The organism is Micromonospora chaiyaphumensis (genome assembly GCF_900091435.1).
GTDB lineage: Bacteria > Actinomycetota > Actinomycetes > Mycobacteriales > Micromonosporaceae > Micromonospora > Micromonospora chaiyaphumensis.
Genome location: NZ_FMCS01000013.1, coordinates 101,376 through 119,228, shown reverse-complemented (window position 1 = coordinate 119,228; position 17,853 = coordinate 101,376). Strand labels below are relative to the sequence as shown.

Below are 17,853 nucleotides of genomic sequence, written 5' to 3'. Positions count from 1 at the left end.
CCCCGCCTCAGTGGCCCAGCGCGTCGATGTCGCGCATCTCCTCGGCGGTGAGCGAGAAGCCGAACACGTCGGCGTTGGCCCGGATCCGGTCCGGGGTGACCGACTTCGGGATGACCACGATCTCGTGGTCGATGTGCCAGCGCAGCACCACCTGGGCCGGCGAGACGTCGTGCGCCTGGGCGATCCGGACCAGCACCGGGTCGGCGAGGTCGCTGGTCTTGAAGGGGCTGTAGCCCTCCAGCACCACCCCGCGGTCCCGGTGGGCGGCGTGCACCTGCCGGTCGTACAGGGACGGGCTCCAGCGGATCTGGTTGACCGCCGGGGTCTCCTCGGTGGCCTGGATGAGCTCGTCGATCTGGCTGATGCTGTAGTTGCTCACCCCGACGGTCCGGGCCAGGTTCTCGTCCCGGGCGGCGAGCATCTCGCGCCAGACGGGAATGCTGTCGGCGGGCGAGGACGGCGGCCAGTGGATCAGCCACAGGTCGACGTACTCGGTGCCCAGGGCGGCCAGGCTCGCCTCGATGGTCTCCCGTTCCCGGCCCACCCGGTCCGGCGGCAGCTTCGTGGTGATGAAGAGGTCCTCGCGGCGCAGCCCGCTCTCCGCGATCGCCCGGCCGACCTCCTTCTCGTTGCCGTACATCGTGGCCGTGTCGATGTGCCGGTAGCCGGCGTCGAGGGCGGCGAGCACGGCGTCGTACCCGGCGTTGCCGGTGGCCTGCCAGGTGCCGAAGCCGAGCAGTGGCATCCGGACGTCGCCGGTCAGGGGGACGGTGGGCTGGTCGAGGTCCATACCGACGCTTCTACCCGTGATCGCCGCCGCCATGCCGGCGACCCGCCGAGCGGCGGCCGAACGGGACGGAAGAGGCGGGAACCGGGCGATCGGGCCGGACCTGCCGGAGAATGCGGGAGTGGCTGACCGGCTGGAGGAGTACCGGCGGAAACGGGACGCGGCGCGTACCCCGGAGCCGGTGCCGGAGGAGACCCCGGAGCGGAAGCGGGCCGCGCGGCGCAAGCCCCGGTTCGTGATCCAGCAGCACCACGCCCGCAGCCTGCACTGGGACCTGCGCCTGGAGCACGACGGCGTGCTGGCCTCCTGGGCGGTCCCGCGCGGGCTGCCCCGCGACCCGGGTCGCAACCACCTGGCCGTGCACACCGAGGACCACCCGATGGAGTACCTCACCTTCCACGGCGAGATCCCGGCCGGCGAGTACGGCGGCGGGCGGATGACCGTCCACGACACCGGCACCTACCGCCTGGAGAAGTGGCGCGACGACGAGGTGATCGTGGTCCTGGACGGCCGGCGAACGAAGGGGCGGTACGTGCTCTTCGCCACCGGGGGCCGGGGCCGGGACTGGATGGTCCGCCGCACCGACCCGGCGCCGGAGGGCTGGACGCCCATGCCCGACCTGGTCCGCCCGATGCACACCACCTCCGGCAAGGGGCTGCCGAAGGACGCGGCCGCCTGGGGGTACGAGCTGCGCTGGGACGGGGTGCGGGCCATGGCGTACGTCTCCGGCGGCCGGCTGCGGCTGCTCGACGCCTCGGACGAGGACATCAGCGGGGCGTACCCGTGGCTGCGGGCGATGGCCGAGGAACTGGCGCCGGTCGAGACGGTGCTGGACGGCGTGCTGGTGCGGATCGACCCGGGCGGGCGGGTCAAGCCGCCGACGAAGCGGGACGGCCAGTTCCTCGCCGTCGACCTGCTCTGGCTGGAGGGGGTGACCAGCCTCGACGTGCCGTACGCGCAGCGCCGGGAGCTGCTCGACGGTCTGGCGCTGACCGGCCCGCACTGGCAGACTCCGCCGTGGTTCCCGGGGGTCGGCGCGGACGCCCTGCGGACCGCCCGCGAACAGGGGCTCCCGGGGGTGGTGGCCAAGCGCCTGGACTCCCCCTACGAGCCGGGTCGGCGCAGCCGGCACTGGCTGAGCCTCGACCCGAGCTGAGGAGCACCGTGCACCTGACGCACCTCGAGTGCCCGCGCTGCGGCGAGCGGCATCCGGCCGACAAGTTGCAGAACCTGTGCGGGTGCGGCTCGCCGCTGCTGGCCCGCTACGACCTGGCCGCGGTGGCCGCGGCGGTCACCCCCGAGCAGTTCGGGCTCCGCCCCGCCGACCTGTGGCGCTACCGGGAGCTGCTGCCGGTGGCGGATCCCCGCTTCGTGACCACGCTGGGCGAGGGCTGGACGCCGCTGCTGCGCGCGCCGGCGTACGGGCACGAGATCGGGATCCCGGACCTGATCGTGAAGGACGAGGGGCTGACCCCGACCGGGTCGTTCAAGGCCCGGGGCGCGGCGGTCGGGGTGAGCCGGGCGCGGGAGCTGGGTGTCGAGCGGATCGCCATGCCGACCAACGGCAACGCCGGTGCGGCCTGGGCGACGTACGCGGCCCGGGCCGGGATGGGCGCGACCATCGCCATGCCGCTGTCCGCGCCGACCATCTGCCGGCGGGAGTGCGTCGCCGCGGGGGCCGACCTGCGGCTGGTGGACGGCCTCATCAGCGACGCCGGCCGGTGGGTGGCCGGGCTGATCGCCGAGTCGGGCGGGCGGGTCTTCGACGCCGGCACGCTGCGGGAGCCGTACCGCCTGGAGGGCAAGAAGACCATGGGGTACGAGATCGTCGAGCAGCTCGGCTGGCAGGTGCCCGACGTGATCATCTATCCGACCGGCGGCGGGGTCGGGCTCATCGGCATCCACAAGGCGCTGCACGAGCTGCGCGAGCTGGGCTGGGTGGAGGACCGGCTGCCGCGCCTGGTCGCCGTGCAGTCCACCGGCTGCGCGCCGATCGTTCGGGCGTTCGCGGCCGGCGAGCCGCGGGCCACCCCGTGGGAGGACGCGCACACCGTGGCGTTCGGCATCACCGTGCCCGCCCCGCTCGGCGACGAGCTGATCCTGACCGCGCTGCGCGAGAGCAGCGGCACCGCGATCGCCGTTGACGACGCGGAGATCCTCGCCGACCTGCGCGACTTCGCCGCCCGGGAGGGGCTGCTGCTCTGCCCCGAGGGGGCGGCCTGTCTGACCGCCGCCCGGCAGCTGCGGGCCGGCGGCTGGATCCGCCCCGGCGAGCGGGTGGTGGTGTTGAACACCGGCGCGGGCATCAAGTACCCGGAGACGGTGGACGTCTCGGGCCTGCCGACGGTCTGACGCGGGCCCCCGGAGCCGGGGGCCCGCGCCGGAGCGCCCTAGCGGTAGGTGATGTCCGATGCGGAGTAGAGGCAGTTCACCCCGTCGGCGCCCGCGCCGATCTCCTTCGGTTCGCTGCCCTTCGGCACGCCCTGGTACTTCACGCAGATCCGGGTGGACCGGTTGGGGTCGTTGAGGATGGTGATCCGACTGAACCGGGCGGTGTCGCCCCAGTTGGTGTTGATGCCGGCCAGCACCTTCGTTCCGGTGGCCGTGACGTTGTCCATGACCACGTGGCGCTGGTAGGAGGTGGAGCAGTTGCCGCAGGCCCGGTAGAGCTTGCCGGAGCTCTCCACCCGGAAGTTGCGGATGTGGACGGTGCCCGGGCCGTTGTGCTGGAACACCTTGTCGCTGGCCGACCGGGCGCCGCCGCCGTCGACGGTGTAGGTGGTGCCGCCGCGGAAGGTGGCCGCGTCCTCGCCGACGTCCTCCCACCAGACGTTGAGCAGCGTGCAGTCGCCCTCGCAGTGCACGCCGTCGCCGGCCGGCGCACCGATGATCACGTTGCGCAGGGTGGCTCCGGCGGCCAGCTCGAACATCGGGTCCTGGCTCTCGCTCTGCCCGCCGTCGCCGATGCCGTAGTAGCGCCGCATCCCGCCGTCGAAGGTGCCGGAGACCGGGATGGTGGCGTCCACCTTGACGCTGGCGGTGGGCGTCGGCCACGAGGCCGGCGGCGGCGTGGTGCCGGTGGGGGTCGGGGTGGCCGAGCCGGGCGGGGTGCTGGTCGGCGGCGTGGTCGGGGTGCTGACCGAGGAGTCGACGGAGACGTCGTCGAAGCTGCCGGCGGCGTACGCGGTCACCAGGCCGATCCGGCCGGCGCCCACGAGGCTGTTGCTGCCGCCACCGATCTGGGTGCCGTTGACGTAGCCGCGGATGGTGCTGCCGCTGGCCTCGATCCGCAGGGTGTACCAGGTGCCGGTGGCCGCGCCGACCGTCGCCGAGCCGAGCGACGTGATCTGGCTGCCGTTGACCGCCTGGAGTTCGGCCCGGCCGGAGCCGAGCAGGGCCAGCCGGTACATCTTGGTGCTGCTGCTGGCCCGGGCGGCGAGCCCGACCAGGGCGCTGGAGGAGCCGAAGCCGGTCGGGCGTACCCGGGCCTGCACCTGGTAGTCGGTCCAGGAGGTCTGGCCGGCGAACTGGCGGGCCAGCTCGCTGGCGGTGCTGGACTGGCTGAACGCCCCGTCGGCGACCGCCCAGGTCCCGCCGGACTTGGACCAGCCGGCGGCGTCGCCGTCGGAGAAGGTGTCGGAGAAGACGGTGGCGGCGAAGGCCGACGTCACCGTCCCGGCGGCGAGGGCCGCCACGGTGGCTCCGGCGCCCGCCGCGAGCAGCAGCGGGCGTCGGAGCCGGGCACGTGAGGTCTGCACGGTTGTCCTCCTTGAGGCACGTGGTGGTGGACCGCCACGGCCGGAGGGCGGACGCCTGGCCACGGTCGCGACGGTCGGTGCGCCCCGCCGGAGGCCCGGTCTCCGGTAGCGGGGTGGCGGGGAAGTGGAGCCCAGGAAAGGGCTTTCCCGTGCCACCCAGGCTAGGCCCGTGCAGAGATCAGCGTCAATGCTTGGGATGTGCAGGAATGTTGCAGGTCAGGAGGTGGGCGGCTCGTCCTCGCCGGCCTCCTCGGCCGCGTCGGCCTCCTCCTTGGTGCGGTGCACCGCCCCGTCGGCGTGCTCCGGCGGGCCGTACACGGTGTACAGCACGAGCGGGTTGGGGCCCGTGTTGACGAAGTTGTGCTTCGTGCCGGCCGGCACGACCACCAGGTCGCCCGCCACGACCTCCTTCTTCTCGCCGGCCACCCGCGCCTCACCGGTCCCGCTGACGAAGGTCAGGATCTGGTCGATGCCCTCGTGGACCTCCTCGCCGATCTCCCCGCCCGGCGGGATCGTCATGATCACCAGCTGGGTGTGCTGCCCGGTCCAGAGCACGCGGCGGAAGTCGGGACTCTTCTCGGCGACGGTCGCGATCGTGAAATGCTCCATGGCCCGCTCATACCCGGTCCCCGCGCCGCTCACGCCGGGACTCGCAAATGGTGGAATTCCCCACCCGCGCCGGGTTTGGATCCCCTCTGGACGGGCATCTGCTGCTCACAAGACCGGTGCACGCTGGGCCGGTCGAGCCAGGTCCCCGCTTTCGTACCGCCGTACGGCTGCGGTGGTGGGAGACGGCCAGAGCGCGGCGACGTTACGACCCAGGTCGGGCGGCGCCGTGCGCTCGTCTGCGCACCCCATCCGCCCACCGGCAGCCGGCGAGCACCAGCGCCGCGGCGAGGAATCCCAGCACGAGGTACGGCGGCAGCACGACGGCCGCCTCGGGCGGCAGCACGTACGGGGGCAGGAGGGTGACGGAGTCACGGGTCACGGCGAGCAGCACGGCCAGCCCGCCCAGCACCACGGCGGCCGCCGTGCGGCGCCGGTCCGGCGCCCGCCCCGGCAGGGCGGCCACGGCCAGCGCGAGCCCGACCCCGACCACGGCCCACAGCAACCGGTCCCCCGTCCACGCCGGCTCGATCGGCGGCTCCCCGACCCAGAGGAACTTCCGGTCGTTCTGCCCGGGCCGGGCCGCCACGGCGACGGCGAGGCCGGCCACGGCCAGCCCGTACCGGGCGCGCGGGGGCAGGTCGGGCGCCGTCAGGGCGGCTCCGGCCAGGGCGCACCAGGCGAGGGCCTGCGCGGCCGGGAGCAGCGGCTGGGCGTACCAGCGCCCGACCAGATGGGCGAGGGCCAGCAGGATCGCGGCCGCGACGAACAGGCGGTGGGGACGCACCGCGCGATGCTGCCACAGGAGGCGAGCGTCGTGGGGTCGGGCGAGAACGGCCCGGTGGAACGGGCGGTCGGCGTGGCCGCTCGCGGCGTATCGACGAAGACCGCGTTGGGGAAAGACGTCAGTCGTGCGGGGTGGCGACCGGCTCCGAGCCACGGCACCGCACGCGCAGCTCGTGCTCCCCCTCGGCCCCGACGAAGCGGATCTCGACGTGCTCGTCCGGCCCCCGGTCGTACTCCTTCACCCGGTAGCCCGGCGCCGGGGACCAGGAGACCAGGCGCACCCCGTCCGGCCCGCACTCGACGATGGCCGTCCCGCCGGCCGTCCGGAAGGTGCGTTCGGCTCCGCTCGCTGCCGGCGGCAGGCTCGCCGTGGTGGCCGGCGGGGTCGCGCCCGCCGTGGGGCTCGCGCCCGGCGAGGTGGCCGCCGGCGTGGGCGAGGCGAGTGCGCGGGCCACCTCCCCCGGGTCGCGTACGCCCCCGGGGGTGCCGGTGATGCCCGAGCCGACCAGTTGGATCGCGGCCAGCCCCACGAGGGTGGCGGCGGCGGTGGTGGCCAGCCACCCGGCGGCGGCGAGCAGCGGACGACGGCCCATGCCCCGAGTCTCCCCGATCCCGGGTTGTGCCGAGCTCCGGGGAACGCTAAGGCCGGGTTAACGAGGGCGGGTCCGGGCGGTGGGAGGGACTAGCCTGCCAACCGTGGCCCGGCTGCTGCTCATCGAGGACGACCTGACCATCCGTACCCCGCTGCTCCGGGCCCTGCGGGAGCGCGGGCACGCGGTCGCCGCGGCCTCGACCGCCCTGGACGGGCTGCGCGACGCGCTGGACGACCGGCCCGATCTCGTCGTCCTCGACCTGGGGCTGCCCGATCTGGACGGCGGCGAGCTGCTGAGGATGCTGCGCGCGGTCAGCACGGTGCCGGTCATCGTGGCGACCGCCCGTGACGACGAGGGCGAGATCGTCCGGATGCTCGACGCCGGCGCCGACGACTACCTGGTGAAGCCGTTCACGGCGGCCCAGCTCGACGCCCGGGCGCGGGCGGTGCTGCGCCGCTCGGCCGCCGATCCCGCGACGGATCCGGTGCTCGTGGTCGGTGGGCTGCGGATCGACCCGCGGTCCCGGCAGGTCACGCTGGACGGTGCACCGGTCGAGCTGACTCCCCGCGAGTTCGACCTGCTGCACCACCTCGCCGGCCGGCCCGGACAGGTGGTCACCAAACGCGAGCTGCTCACCGAGGTCTGGCGGATCCCGTACGGCGGGGCGGACAAGACCGTCGACGTGCACCTGTCCTGGCTGCGCCGCAAGCTCGGCGAGAGCGCCCAGGAGCCGCGTTACCTGCACACCGTCCGGGGTGTCGGGGTGCGGCTGGACGTGCCGGGGAGCAACCCGTGAGGGGCCGGCTGGCGTTGCTGGTCGCCGCCGTCGGGGTGCTCGTGATGGTCGCGTTCCTGGTGCCGCTGGCCGTGCTGGTGCGCACCGTCGCCGCGGACCGGGCGACCGTCCGGGCCGCCGCCGACGCCCAGAGCCTGGTGCCGCTGGTCGGCACGGCCGATCCGGACACGGTCCGGCTGACCGTCGACCAGCTCGCCGCCGGCTCGCGCCGCGAGGTGACCGTGTTCCTGCCGGACGGCAGCGTGCTGGGCGCGCGGGTGGCGCGTACCCCGGCCGTGGACCTCGCCGCGCGCGGGCAGAGCCTGACCGTCGAGTCCGCCGCCGGCCGGGAGGTGGTCATCGCGGTGCAGGGCCGGCCGGAGGGAACGGCGGTGATCCGCACCGTCGTCCCCCGGGCGGAGCTGACCGCCGGGGTGACGCGGGCCTGGCTCGTGCTGACGCTGCTCGGCCTGCTCCTCGTGCTGGTCGGGCTGGCCGTCGCCGACCGGCTGGCCGGCACCCTGGTCCGGCCCATCGCGGACCTCGGCGCGGTCTCCCACCGGCTCGCCAACGCCGAGCTGGACGCCCGGGTCGTGCCGGCCGGGCCGCCCGAGCTGCGGGAGGTCGCGGGCGCGCTCAACCACCTGGCCGAGCGGATCCAGGTGCTGCTGCGCGAGGAGCGCGAGCAGGTGGCCGACCTGTCGCACCGGCTGCGCACGCCGCTGACCGCGCTGCGGCTGGAGGCCGAGTCGCTGCGCGACCCGGACGACGCGGCGCGGCTGACCACCGCCGTGGACGGACTGGAACGGGCGGTGACCGGCGTGATCCGGCAGGCGCGCTGGCGCAGTACGGCGGCCGAGGGCGGCGGTTGCGACGCCGCGGCGGTGGTCGCCGACCGGGTGGCGTTCTGGTCGGTGCTCGCCGAGGACACCGGGCGGAGGGTGACGCTCGACCTCGCGCCCGGACCGTTGCCGGTGCGCGTGACCGGCGACGAGCTGGCCGCCGCCGTGGACGCGCTGCTGGGCAACGTCTTCGCGCACACACCGGACGGCACTCCCTTCACGGTCCGGCTCGCGCCGGACGCCGGGCAGGTGGCGCTGACCGTGGCGGACGCCGGCCCGGGCCTGCCGGCCGGGTCGGTCCGGCGGGGGGCCAGCGGGGCCGGATCGACCGGGCTGGGCCTGGACATCGCCGACCGGGCCGCCCGGGCCGGCGGCGGCCGGCTGGAGCTGGGCCGTGGACCCGGCGGCGGTGCGGTGGTGACGCTCCGGCTCGGCCTTAACCGGGCCTTAGACCTCGGGTAGCGCGCCGCTAGCCGCCGCGGACCGATCCTCGATCCACAACGAGGAGAGGTGGAGACGATGCGACGAACTTCCCTGGTCCTGGCGGCGATCGGCGGGGCCGCGGCGCTCGCGGTCGCCGGCGCGGCGATCGGCGCGACGGCGGCGGACGGGCCGGGACCGGCCAGCGCGCCGGTCGCGGTCACGACCGACGTCACCGGCCCGGCCGACGACGATCCCGGAACCGCCGACGACAACCCCGGGACGGTCGACGACAGCCCCGCAGCGGACGACTCCCCGACCGCCGGCACGACGCCCAGCCGCGGTGCGCCGGAGAGTGGCACCGTGGACGCGCAGCGGGCCGGCCGGGTCGCGCTGGCCCGCCTCGGCGGCGGCCGGATCGTGGAGATCGAGGCGGAGACCGAGCACGAGCGTCCGGTGTGGAGCGTCAAGGTGGCCCGCGCCGGCGCCACGTACGAGGTCAAGGTCGACCGGGGCGACGGCGCCGTGCTCGAGGTCGAGTGGCGGGCGGAGGACGGCGCCCGCCGCACGGACGACGGGGGCCGCACCCACGACCGGTACGACGACCACGGCGGCGACGACCGGTACGACGACCACGGCGGGGACCGGTCCGGCGACGACGACTGAGTGCCGGTGCACGGGTCCGGGCGGGATGCCGCCCGGACCCGACCGTGCGCCCGGCTGTCACCAGGACGGATGGACGGCTGACGAGGTCCGGAAAGCCTGTGGCGGAACGCGATCGGGTCGCTACATTGAAGTATGGTGCCCGCCCACGGGGGTCGGGCGGCGGAACCGGTCTACCGCCCTGTACTGGCCGGTCGCCGAGGTGAGCTGGAGGCGCTGGCCCATCTCGACGAGGCCACCGCTCCGCTGCTCGCCCCGGTCATCGACGTCCACGCGGTGGATCCGTGCACTGTGGACCTGATCGGCCGGCTGCCGGCCGGTCTCCTCCCCGCCGTCGACGTGTCGGTGCTGCCCGAGTCGGCGGCGAGCGAACTGGTCCGCTGGGGCGTACCGCTGGTGCCGGTGATCGGGCTCGCGGAGGGCGACCGGCGGTTGGTGGCGCACGGCGCGGCCGCCCGGGAGTACGGGCGGCGGGCGGTTGTCCGCCTGCGGACCGCGCAGGACCGGGCCGGCCCGGATGCGACCACCGCGGCCGTGGAACGGATCTGGCGGCTCGCCCGGCTGGTACCGGAGCAGTGCGACCTGCTCATCGACGCGGGAGACGTGTGCTGCCCGGCCGACGTGCGGCTGGCCGAGCCCAGGGTCCGGCGGCTGGCCGAGTGGGCCCGGCGGCACGCCTGGCGCTCGGTGACGGTGGCGGCCGGCGGGATGCCGCCGACGCTGAGCCGGCTTCCCACGGACGAGCCGGCGCGCCTGGACCGTTTCGACTGGCAGCTCGGGCAGCGCCTGGCCGACCTCGGCGTCGGCTACGGCGACTACGGCGTGAGCTGCCCGGTGCCCGGAACGGACGGGCCCGGCGACCGGCTGCCGACCCTGCGCTACACCACGAGCGGGGGGTGGTGGGTCTACCGGTGGTCACGCCGGGGCGGCCGCGGCGACGACCGCTTCGCCGACCTGTGCCGCACGCTCGTCGCGGCCCCGCACTGGCCGGCCGCGGGCGCCAGCTTCTCCTGGGGCGACCACGAGATCGTCCGCCGGGCACGGCGCGGCGCGGGCGCCGGCTCGCCGGCGAACTGGATCGCCTGGAGCACGTCGCACCACCTGGCACACGTGCTGGCCACGCTGCTCCGGCCGGAGCGGGAGCAGCGCGGCGGGCCGTGGCGGGCCGACCAGGACGTCCCCGAGCGGGGGCGCGCCGGCCGGCCGCAGCGCGGTGGTGAGACCCGCCGCGCCGGGTGAGTCACTCCTTCTCGGTGAACCCGAACTGCACGATGCCCTCGTCGTCGACGGTGGCGTCCACCGAGGTGTCGTTGAGCAGCTCGGCGGCGTCGGCGTCGAGGAAGATGCGGGCACCCTGGTCGTCGATCACCTGGTCGCCCTGGGTCGGCTGCTCGACCAGCTCGATCGAGAGCGAGCCGGCGTCGGTGTCGGCGGCGATGCGCAGGCCACCCGCCTCGGCGACGTCCTGCTGGTTGGCGAGATCGCGGATCACCAGGACGGCGTTGTCGGTCATGGTCAGCATGGCGGAACTCCTCTGGCTGGTTCGGGAATCGCGGGCGGGTCGATGCGGCCCACGCGGCCGGTCGGGACCCCGGGAAGGCGAATCAGGCTTCGCCGTGCAAACCAGGGCAGGTCGAACGCCCCTCACGGCCTACGGTGCCCCCTGCCCGGGCATCCGTCAAATAGAGCCGGGTCAGTCGACACCGGACCGGCGGGGGCGGCGACGGGAATGTTTGTTCCGCCGCCGAGCGGGTAATCCACCGGGTTCTGTCAATAACTTTCGCTGTGGAGTCTTCTCCGGAGGAAAGCTTCATGGCAGCATCGACACATGCATCGTCGTCTCTTCCCCCGGGCGCTCGCGGTGCTGGCGCTGGTCGCCACCGCGGCCACCGCCGGCGCACCCACGGCCACGGCCGAAGCGCCCACCCCCGCGCAGACCCGGCTGCACGCGACCATCGACGCGATCCTCGCCGACTCCCGGCTGGCCGGGGCGCAGGCGGGCGTGGTCGTCGTCGACACCACCACGGGGCAGACCCTCTACGACCGCAACGGGGACCGGCGACTGATCCCCGCCTCGAACACCAAGCTGCTCACCTCGACGGCGGCCATGGAACTGCTCGGGCCCGGGCACCGCTTCACCACGGATGTGACCGGCGACGGCGTACGCCGGGCCGGGCTGCTCTCCGGCAACCTCTACCTGCGCGGCGGAGGCGACCCGACCATGCTGGCCGAGGACTACGACCGGCTGGCCGCCGACGTGGCCGCCGCGGGCGTACGGGTGGTGACCGGCAACCTGGTCGCCGACGACACCCGCTACGACCGCACCCGGCTCGGCCCGGACTGGACCTGGGACGACGAGTCCTACTACTACGCGGCGCAGGTCTCCGCGCTGACCGTCGCCCCGAACACCGACTACGACGCCGGCACGGTCATCGTGCACGCGGCGCCGGGCGCACAGGCCGGCGCGCGGCCGAAGGTCACCATGACGCCGGCCAACGGCTGGCTGCGGATCGACAACCGGGCCGAGACGGTCGCCACCGGCGAGACGACGATCTCCTTCGAGCGCGAGCACGGCGGCAACACCATCGTGGTCACCGGCCAGATCGCGGTCGGCCAGGCCGAGGAGAGCGACTGGATGACGGTCTGGGAACCGACCGGGTACGCCGCCGACGTCTTCCGGTCGGCCCTGCGCCGGCACGGGGTGCGGGTCCTCGGCCGGACCGTGCTCGGCCAGGCCACCCCCGAGGACGCCAAGCCGGTCGCCCGGCACGACTCGATGCCGCTGGCCGAGCTCATGGTGCCGTTCCTCAAGCTCTCCAACAACGGCCACGCCGAGGTGCTCACCAAGGAGCTGGGCCGGGTGCTGTCCGGCTCCGGCACCTGGGCCGCCGGGCTGTCGGCGATCAGCGAGTACGTCGGCGACTCCGGCATGGACACCGGCACGCTGCGCCAGCGCGACGGTTCCGGGCTCTCCCGGCGCAACATGATCCCGCCCGCCCAGTTCGCCGCGCTGCTCGCGGCGGTCCGCGCCGAACCCTGGTTCGACACCTGGTACGCGGCCCTGCCGGTGGCCGGCAACCCGGAGCGGTTCGTCGGTGGCACGCTGCGCAGCCGGATGGGCGGCACCGCCGCGGCCAACAACGTGCACGCCAAGACCGGAAGCCTGACCGGGGCGTCCAGCCTCTCCGGCTACGCCACCGACGCCGACGGGCACGTGCTGGCCTTCTCCGTCGTGCTCAACAACTACCTGACCTCGTCGGTCAAGGGACTGGAGGACCAGATCGCGATCGCGCTGGCCTCGTACAGCGAGAAGGCGACGGCCACGGCGCGCCTGTCGGTGCCGGCGGCGCCGGAGTCGCCGCGGGTGCCCGAGGGCCTGGAGTGTTCCTGGGTGAAGCCGGCGGTCTGCTGAGCTGCGGTGGCCCCGCCCCCGTGGCCCGGGGGCGGGGCGCGGGCCGGTTCAGGCGCCGGGCCGGGGTGGACGCGGCTCGGCGGCGGGGTCGCCCTGCTCGATGAGCGCGTCGATCTCGGCCGGCGGCAGGCCACGCAGCGCCAGCACCCGCCGGCCCCAGCGGTGCAGCCGGCACGGGTGCGGGCTCGCGTCGTTGCGGCAGATCGTCCCGCCGGACCACCGCCGTGGCGCGTGCACCACCACCGCCCGCACCGCGAACTGGGCGTCCTCGCCGGTCACGTACGGCGGCAGCGGGATCTCCCGCAGCACGTCGCCGTCGGACGGCGGGACGGAACGGACGACGCGGGCACTGCTGCTCATCGGTCGAGCCTCCACAGCGGATGGTCGGACGGGAACATCGGAAACCTACGACCCCCCGCGACGGCCGCGACGGACAAACTGTCCCGGTCGTCAGACCCGTTCCAGCACCACCACCGGGATCTCCCGGTCGGTCTTCGTCTGGTACTCGTCGTACGCCGGCCAGGCCGCCGTCATGGTCCGCCACATCCGCGGCTTCTCCTCCGCCGTCGCGGTGCGCGCCCGGACCGGGAAGGTGTCCGGGCCGACCTGCACCTGCGCCTCCGGGTCGGCGAGCAGGTTGAGGTACCAGGCGGGATGCTGCGGGGCGCCGCCCTGCGAGGCCACCACGAGATAGGCGTCGCCGTCCCGGCCGTAGATCAGCGCGGTGCGCCGCAGCTTGCCGGAGCGCCGGCCGCGGGTGGTCAGCAGCAGCGTGAAGACACCGGGGCGCCACTCGTGGCCCTCCGCGCCACCGGTCTCCACGTATCGCCGGATGTGCGCGGCGACCCAACCCTCGGGGCTGTCCAGCACCTGCTCGCTCGTGGTCATGGTGTTCCTCCCGGATCCTCGGTCGGCCGCCGGGCCCACGCTACTCCCGGCCGGCCCCGGGCGCCGGACGATCGGCGGTCAGCGCAGCGCCACCGCCTGGAGGCTGACGTTGCCGCAGTCCCCCAGCGACTCCTCCACCGTCCAGTTCATCAGCAGCTTCGCGCCCGGCGCGGCGCGGAACCGGATGGTGAAGTCGGCGGTCCGCACGGTGTGCGGGTCCTCCAGGCGAAGCGTGCTGGCCGGCCCACCGCCGGAGATCCGCAGGTCGAGGCGGGCCCGGGCCATCCACAGCCCGGCGTAGAGGTGCACGGTGCGGAGCTGCCCGTTGGCGGCCACGGCCAGGGTGAAGCCGCTGCCACGGTCGCAGGTGTACACCGCGGACATCGTGCCGCTCACCGACCCGGTCGGGGCGCCGTCGCGCCAGGCGTACTCCTCGGGGTTGTTCTGGTAGCTCTGCCGCTCGCCCCGGCCGCCCTCGTCGCGGATGTCGCCGGAGCCGTGCCGCTTGCGCACCGGCGTCCGGGCGCCGAGCTGTCCCCACTGGACCCAGTCGACGGTGCCCACCGCGCTGAGGTCGACGCGCGTTGGCACGTCGGACTGGCTCACGGTCAGCGTCGGCGGCACCGCCGGCCGGGACGGCGACGGGCTGGGCGAGGGTGGATGCTGACGGGGGTTCAGCCCCGGCGTGACGGCACCGGCCTGCGCGCCGCCCGGAGGCGGCAGCACGGGGCGGCGGGTCGGCGCGACCGGCAGCACGGCGTTCTCCTCGCGGGGCGTGTCGTGCCGCTCGCTGCCCAGGTAGGCCACCAGCGCGGCCAGGCAGGCGAATGCGACCAGCACCTCCAGCAGCCAGCGCCGCCGTTGCCGGGCCCGCGCGAGCCGGCGGAGCGCCGACCGGGTCTGCCCGTGCGGGTACGACGTCCGGTCACCGACCCGACCGTGGTCCTGCTGCCCCACCGAACCTCCGCTCACCGCCGCGCTCCGGCCGCCGGTTCACGTTTCCATCATGGGCGTCGGTGCGCCATATGTCGGCGGGGGGCAGTTTCCACTTCGTTACCAATCGGTAGCGACGGCGACTCAACTCACCGTGACCGCCGCCGCAGGCCACGGTCCGGGTGCCAGCTCTCGATCACCAGGTGGTCCGGCGGGTCGCCGACCCGGGTCAGCACCACCTCGGTCAGCTCGATGCGGAACCGGTGCGAGCCGTCCTCGCCGGCCGGCTCCTCGTGCGCCCGGCCGGAGATCTTCGCATCGCCGGGCCAGGCGGTCGGGTCGTCCTCCGGGGCGTCCTCGGTCGGGCAGTGCAGCGCCACCCGCGGGTCGCGGCGCAGGTCGAGCGCTTTCAGTGCGCCGGCCATGCTGCCCAGCCGGAGTTGCCCGTCGTCGCCGAAGTCGAACTCCGTGCCGCTGATCCGCGGCGAGCCGTCCCGCCGCAGGGTCGCCATCGTGCCGTGCTTGCGGACGGCGAAGCGGGCGCGCACCCGCGCCGCGAAGTCGGGTTCGGACGTCACCAGGTCGGACCACCATGTCATGCGGCCAGTCTGGCCGGAAAACCTGACAACCCGCGGCGCCTTTCCGGGCGGGTCAGCGGACCTCGAAGCCCAGCGCCTGCGCGAGCACGACCGCCTGCTCGGCGTCGACGATCGCCCCGGCGCGCTCCACCGCCGTCGGATCGAGCGAGGTCAGGTCACTGCCGCGCAGGTCGGCCCGGATCAGCTTGGCGGCGTGCAGCTGGGCGCCGGAGAGGTCGAGGCCGGTGAGCACCGCGCCGGTCAGGTCGGCGCCGGTCAGGTCGACCTCGCGCAGGCGCGCGTCGGTGATGCGTACGCCGCGCAGGTCGGCGCCGGGCAGGGCGACGAAGGACCAGTCGCCGCCGTCGACCCGCAGCGGGCGCAGGTCGCACTGGTCGAAGCTGCTGCCGACCAGCTTGCAACCGGTGAACTCGGCCTCGAAGAGGTTGCACCGCTTGAAGGTGCAGCGGGTGAAGGCCGAGTCGGTGTGCCGGGAGGCGTTGAAGGCCACGTTGCCGAAGACGCACTCGGTGAAGGTGGCGCCCTGGCTGACCGCCTCGGTGAGGTCGACGTGGAAGAACTCGCACCGGACGAAATGCCGGTCGACCAGCTCCTCGGCGTACCAGTCCTGGTGGCGGTAGGTGGCGTCCTCGACGGCTTCGGGCATGCGGCCGAGACTAGTGTCGCCGGCCGACACTTCCCGCTCGCCGTACCGGCCGGTAGGTTCGGCTTCGTGAGCGTCGCAGTGAGCACCGACCCGGACCGTATCGGCTTCGACCCCGCCCGGCTGGCGCGGATCGACGAGCACTTCGGCAGGTACGTCGACGACGGCCGGCTCGCCGGCTGGCAGATCGTGGTGACCCGCCGGGGCGAGATCGCCCACTCCTCGACGTACGGGCTGCGGGACCGGGAGGCCGGCGTGCCGGTCGAGCCGGACACCCTCTGGCGCATCTACTCGATGACCAAGCCGATCACCTCGGTCGCCGCCATGATGCTGTGGGAGGAGGGCCGGCTCGAACTGAACGACCCGGTCAGCCGCTGGCTGCCGGAGTTCGCCGACGTGCGGGTCTACGACCGGGGCTCGGTGCTCAAGCCGTTCACGGTGCCGGCCGTCGAGCCGATCCGGGTCTGGCACCTGCTCACCCACACCGCCGGCCTGACCTACGGCTTCGCCCAGGTCAGCGTGGTCGACGGGCTCTACCGGGCGGCGGGCTTCGACCTGGGTGTGCCGGCCGGGGCGGACCTGGCCGAGGCGACCCGCGGGATGGCCCGCCTGCCGCTGCTCTTCCAGCCGGGCACGAGCTGGAACTACGGGGTCTCCACCGACGTGCTGGGCCGGCTCGTCGAGGTGGTCTCCGGGCAATCGCTGGACGCGTTCTTCGCGGAGCGGATCTTCCGGCCGCTGGGCATGACCGACACCCGCTGGTGGGTCGACGAGCCGGACGCGAAGCGCCTCGCCGCGCTCTACGTGCCGCACCCCGCCACCGGCCAGGCGGTCCGCGCCGACGCGCTCGGCCGCTACGCGCTCAGCGCGCCGGACTGCCTCTCCGGTGGCGGCGGGCTGGTCTCCACGGCCGCCGACTACCACCGGTTCACCCAGTTCCTGCTGCGCGGCGGCGAGCTGGACGGCGTCCGCCTGCTCGGCCCTCGCACCGTGCGCTTCATGACCCGCAACCACCTGCCCGGCAACCGGGACCTGGGCTTGTTCTCCCCGGAGGGCTTCGCCGAGACCATCCTCGACGGGGTCGGCTTCGGGCTGGGCTTCGCCGTCGTGCTCGACCCGGTGCCGTCCCGGGTGCCGAGCAGCGTGGGCGAGTACTACTGGGGTGGCCTGGCCAGCACCGCGTTCTGGGTGGACCCGGTGGAGGAGGTCACGGCGCTGCTCTTCACCCAGCTCATGCCGTCGAGCACCCACCCGCTCCGCCCCCAGCTGCGCCAGCTCGTCTACTCGGCGCTGGTCGACTGACACCGCCAGGTCCGTCGACAGGCGCCGTCGGGCTGCCCGCTGCCCCAACGGCGCCAGGTCCGTCGACAGGCGCCGTCGGGCTGCCCGCTGCCTCAACGGCGCCAGGTCCGTCGACAGGCGCCGTCGGGCTGCCCGCTGCCCCAACGCCCGGCCGGTTCGTCGGAACGGCACCGGCCGGGCGGCCCGCTCCCTAGCCTGGGGAGCATGAGCGACATCGTCGTGTTCGGCGCCGGTGGCACCGCGGGCTCGCGGATCGCCGCCGAGGCGGTCGAGCGGGGGCACCGGGTCACGGCGGCGGTACGCCGCCCGGAGGCGACCAGCTACCTGCCGCCCGGGGTCCGCACGGTGACCGGTGACGCGACCTCGGCCCGCAGCGTGCGGGAGCTGGCCGAGGAGGCCGACGTGTTCGTGGTGGCCATCGGCGGCGGGGAGCGGGACCTGTGGCGCGACGCGGCCCGGACCGTTGTCGACACGCTGCGCGACCTGCCCGACCCGCCGCGGGTGATCCACGTGGGTGGCGGGGCGACGTTGCTGACCCCGAAGGGCACCCGGTACCTGGACGAGCCGGACTTCCCGGAGGAGTACCGGGACTCGGCCGAGGGCCAGGCCGACGCCCTGGAGATCTACCGCTCCTCGGCCGACGGGGTGACCTGGACGTACGTCTCGCCGCCGCCGCTGGAGTTCCACCCGGGCGAGCGGACCGGCCACTACCGGACCGGCACCGACCATCCGGTCACCGACGCGCAGGGCCGGTCGGTGCTCACCTACGAGGACCTGGCCGTGGCGATCGTCGACGAGATCGAGAACCCGCGGTTCGGCAACGCCCGCTTCACGGCCGCGTACTGA

General features: G+C 74.5%; 20 protein-coding genes. 9 read left to right on the top strand and 11 right to left on the bottom strand.

Annotation, left to right across the window (positions count from 1 at the left end):
* Positions 1-7: 7 nt before the first annotated feature.
* Positions 8-790, bottom strand: a complete 783-nt coding sequence (locus GA0070214_RS28265; protein WP_091269561.1) for an aldo/keto reductase — start codon at positions 788-790, stop codon at positions 8-10.
* Between the two features lie 118 nt (positions 791-908).
* Between GA0070214_RS28265 and GA0070214_RS28260 the strand changes: the two genes are divergently transcribed.
* Together GA0070214_RS28260 and GA0070214_RS28255 are read left to right on the top strand one after the other, a co-directional pair.
* Positions 909-1,943 (top strand): DNA polymerase ligase N-terminal domain-containing protein, encoded by a 1,035-nt coding sequence (locus GA0070214_RS28260; RefSeq protein WP_091269627.1) that lies wholly within the window; start codon positions 909-911, stop codon positions 1,941-1,943.
* A gap of 8 nt (positions 1,944-1,951) precedes the next feature.
* Positions 1,952-3,139: a threonine synthase gene (locus GA0070214_RS28255; RefSeq protein ID WP_091269560.1), complete on the top strand. Its 1,188-nt coding sequence runs from the start codon at positions 1,952-1,954 to the stop codon at positions 3,137-3,139.
* A 38-nt stretch (positions 3,140-3,177) separates the two neighbouring features.
* Here the strand turns inward: GA0070214_RS28255 and GA0070214_RS28250 are convergent, their stop codons facing one another.
* The 4 genes from GA0070214_RS28250 to GA0070214_RS28235 form a co-directional block, all read right to left on the bottom strand.
* Positions 3,178-4,545, bottom strand: a complete 1,368-nt coding sequence (locus tag GA0070214_RS28250) for a pectate lyase (RefSeq protein ID WP_091269559.1) — start codon at positions 4,543-4,545, stop codon at positions 3,178-3,180.
* Positions 4,546-4,761: 216 nt separating this feature from the next.
* Positions 4,762-5,154 (bottom strand): cupin domain-containing protein, encoded by a 393-nt coding sequence (locus GA0070214_RS28245; protein ID WP_091269558.1) that lies wholly within the window; start codon positions 5,152-5,154, stop codon positions 4,762-4,764.
* Between the two features lie 202 nt (positions 5,155-5,356).
* The gene (locus GA0070214_RS28240; protein WP_091269557.1) at positions 5,357-5,938 is read right to left on the bottom strand and encodes a hypothetical protein; all 582 of its coding nucleotides are present in this window, start codon (positions 5,936-5,938) and stop codon (positions 5,357-5,359) included.
* A 118-nt stretch (positions 5,939-6,056) separates the two neighbouring features.
* A complete protein-coding gene (locus tag GA0070214_RS28235) occupies positions 6,057-6,530 on the bottom strand; it encodes a septum formation initiator (protein ID WP_091269556.1) in 474 nt (157 codons plus the stop codon).
* Positions 6,531-6,633: 103 nt separating this feature from the next.
* Between GA0070214_RS28235 and GA0070214_RS28230 the strand changes: the two genes are divergently transcribed.
* From GA0070214_RS28230 to GA0070214_RS28215, 4 genes are all read left to right on the top strand, one after another.
* Positions 6,634-7,326, top strand: a complete 693-nt coding sequence (locus GA0070214_RS28230; protein WP_091269555.1) for a response regulator transcription factor — start codon at positions 6,634-6,636, stop codon at positions 7,324-7,326.
* A complete protein-coding gene (locus GA0070214_RS28225) occupies positions 7,323-8,609 on the top strand; it encodes a HAMP domain-containing sensor histidine kinase (protein ID WP_091269554.1) in 1,287 nt (428 codons plus the stop codon). Before GA0070214_RS28230 ends, GA0070214_RS28225 begins: the two co-directional genes overlap by 4 nt.
* Before the next feature lie 57 nt (positions 8,610-8,666).
* On the top strand, positions 8,667-9,233 hold the full coding sequence (locus tag GA0070214_RS28220; protein WP_139141921.1) for a PepSY domain-containing protein: 567 nt from the start codon (positions 8,667-8,669) through the stop codon (positions 9,231-9,233).
* 132 nt (positions 9,234-9,365) lie between these two features.
* Positions 9,366-10,469 (top strand): beta family protein, encoded by a 1,104-nt coding sequence (locus GA0070214_RS28215; protein WP_091269552.1) that lies wholly within the window; start codon positions 9,366-9,368, stop codon positions 10,467-10,469.
* Position 10,470: 1 nt separating this feature from the next.
* On the opposite strand, the gene GA0070214_RS28210 is transcribed toward GA0070214_RS28215, so the two are convergent.
* The gene (locus GA0070214_RS28210; RefSeq protein WP_091269551.1) at positions 10,471-10,752 is read right to left on the bottom strand and encodes a HesB/IscA family protein; all 282 of its coding nucleotides are present in this window, start codon (positions 10,750-10,752) and stop codon (positions 10,471-10,473) included.
* Between the two features lie 306 nt (positions 10,753-11,058).
* Between GA0070214_RS28210 and dacB the strand changes: the two genes are divergently transcribed.
* Positions 11,059-12,642, top strand: a complete 1,584-nt coding sequence (gene dacB / locus GA0070214_RS28205) for a D-alanyl-D-alanine carboxypeptidase/D-alanyl-D-alanine endopeptidase (RefSeq protein ID WP_091269550.1) — start codon at positions 11,059-11,061, stop codon at positions 12,640-12,642.
* Positions 12,643-12,690: 48 nt separating this feature from the next.
* Here dacB and GA0070214_RS28200 read toward each other — a convergent pair whose 3' ends face one another.
* The 5 genes from GA0070214_RS28200 to GA0070214_RS28180 form a co-directional block, all read right to left on the bottom strand.
* Positions 12,691-13,002, bottom strand: coding sequence for a hypothetical protein (locus GA0070214_RS28200; RefSeq protein WP_091269549.1), 312 nt, complete (start codon positions 13,000-13,002; stop codon positions 12,691-12,693).
* A gap of 90 nt (positions 13,003-13,092) precedes the next feature.
* Positions 13,093-13,530 carry a nitroreductase family deazaflavin-dependent oxidoreductase gene (locus tag GA0070214_RS28195; protein ID WP_091269548.1) on the bottom strand — a complete coding sequence of 146 codons (438 nt, stop codon included), beginning with the start codon at positions 13,528-13,530 and terminating at the stop codon, positions 13,093-13,095.
* A 78-nt stretch (positions 13,531-13,608) separates the two neighbouring features.
* Positions 13,609-14,502, bottom strand: a complete 894-nt coding sequence (locus tag GA0070214_RS28190; protein WP_244167888.1) for a hypothetical protein — start codon at positions 14,500-14,502, stop codon at positions 13,609-13,611.
* Between the two features lie 110 nt (positions 14,503-14,612).
* The gene (locus GA0070214_RS28185; RefSeq protein ID WP_091269547.1) at positions 14,613-15,062 is read right to left on the bottom strand and encodes a pyridoxamine 5'-phosphate oxidase family protein; all 450 of its coding nucleotides are present in this window, start codon (positions 15,060-15,062) and stop codon (positions 14,613-14,615) included.
* 52 nt (positions 15,063-15,114) lie between these two features.
* Positions 15,115-15,708: a pentapeptide repeat-containing protein gene (locus tag GA0070214_RS28180; RefSeq protein WP_091269546.1), complete on the bottom strand. Its 594-nt coding sequence runs from the start codon at positions 15,706-15,708 to the stop codon at positions 15,115-15,117.
* A gap of 66 nt (positions 15,709-15,774) precedes the next feature.
* Between GA0070214_RS28180 and GA0070214_RS28175 the strand changes: the two genes are divergently transcribed.
* On the top strand, positions 15,775-17,007 hold the full coding sequence (locus tag GA0070214_RS28175) for a serine hydrolase domain-containing protein (RefSeq protein ID WP_091269545.1): 1,233 nt from the start codon (positions 15,775-15,777) through the stop codon (positions 17,005-17,007).
* A gap of 204 nt (positions 17,008-17,211) precedes the next feature.
* Positions 17,212-17,853 (top strand): NAD(P)-dependent oxidoreductase, encoded by a 642-nt coding sequence (locus GA0070214_RS28170; protein WP_091269544.1) that lies wholly within the window; start codon positions 17,212-17,214, stop codon positions 17,851-17,853.

Coding starts and splice junctions, on each gene's coding strand:
- GA0070214_RS28265 (WP_091269561.1), bottom strand. CDS start 790: ATGGACCTCGACCAGCCCACCGTCCCCCTGACCGGCGACGTCCGGATG.
- GA0070214_RS28245 (WP_091269558.1), bottom strand. CDS start 5,154: ATGGAGCATTTCACGATCGCGACCGTCGCCGAGAAGAGTCCCGACTTC.
- GA0070214_RS28235 (WP_091269556.1), bottom strand. CDS start 6,530: ATGGGCCGTCGTCCGCTGCTCGCCGCCGCCGGGTGGCTGGCCACCACC.
- GA0070214_RS28220 (WP_139141921.1), top strand. CDS start 8,667: ATGCGACGAACTTCCCTGGTCCTGGCGGCGATCGGCGGGGCCGCGGCG.
- GA0070214_RS28215 (WP_091269552.1), top strand. CDS start 9,366: ATGGTGCCCGCCCACGGGGGTCGGGCGGCGGAACCGGTCTACCGCCCT.
- GA0070214_RS28210 (WP_091269551.1), bottom strand. CDS start 10,752: ATGCTGACCATGACCGACAACGCCGTCCTGGTGATCCGCGATCTCGCC.
- dacB (WP_091269550.1), top strand. CDS start 11,059: ATGCATCGTCGTCTCTTCCCCCGGGCGCTCGCGGTGCTGGCGCTGGTC.
- GA0070214_RS28200 (WP_091269549.1), bottom strand. CDS start 13,002: ATGAGCAGCAGTGCCCGCGTCGTCCGTTCCGTCCCGCCGTCCGACGGC.
- GA0070214_RS28195 (WP_091269548.1), bottom strand. CDS start 13,530: ATGACCACGAGCGAGCAGGTGCTGGACAGCCCCGAGGGTTGGGTCGCC.
- GA0070214_RS28185 (WP_091269547.1), bottom strand. CDS start 15,062: ATGACATGGTGGTCCGACCTGGTGACGTCCGAACCCGACTTCGCGGCG.
- GA0070214_RS28180 (WP_091269546.1), bottom strand. CDS start 15,708: ATGCCCGAAGCCGTCGAGGACGCCACCTACCGCCACCAGGACTGGTAC.
- GA0070214_RS28170 (WP_091269544.1), top strand. CDS start 17,212: ATGAGCGACATCGTCGTGTTCGGCGCCGGTGGCACCGCGGGCTCGCGG.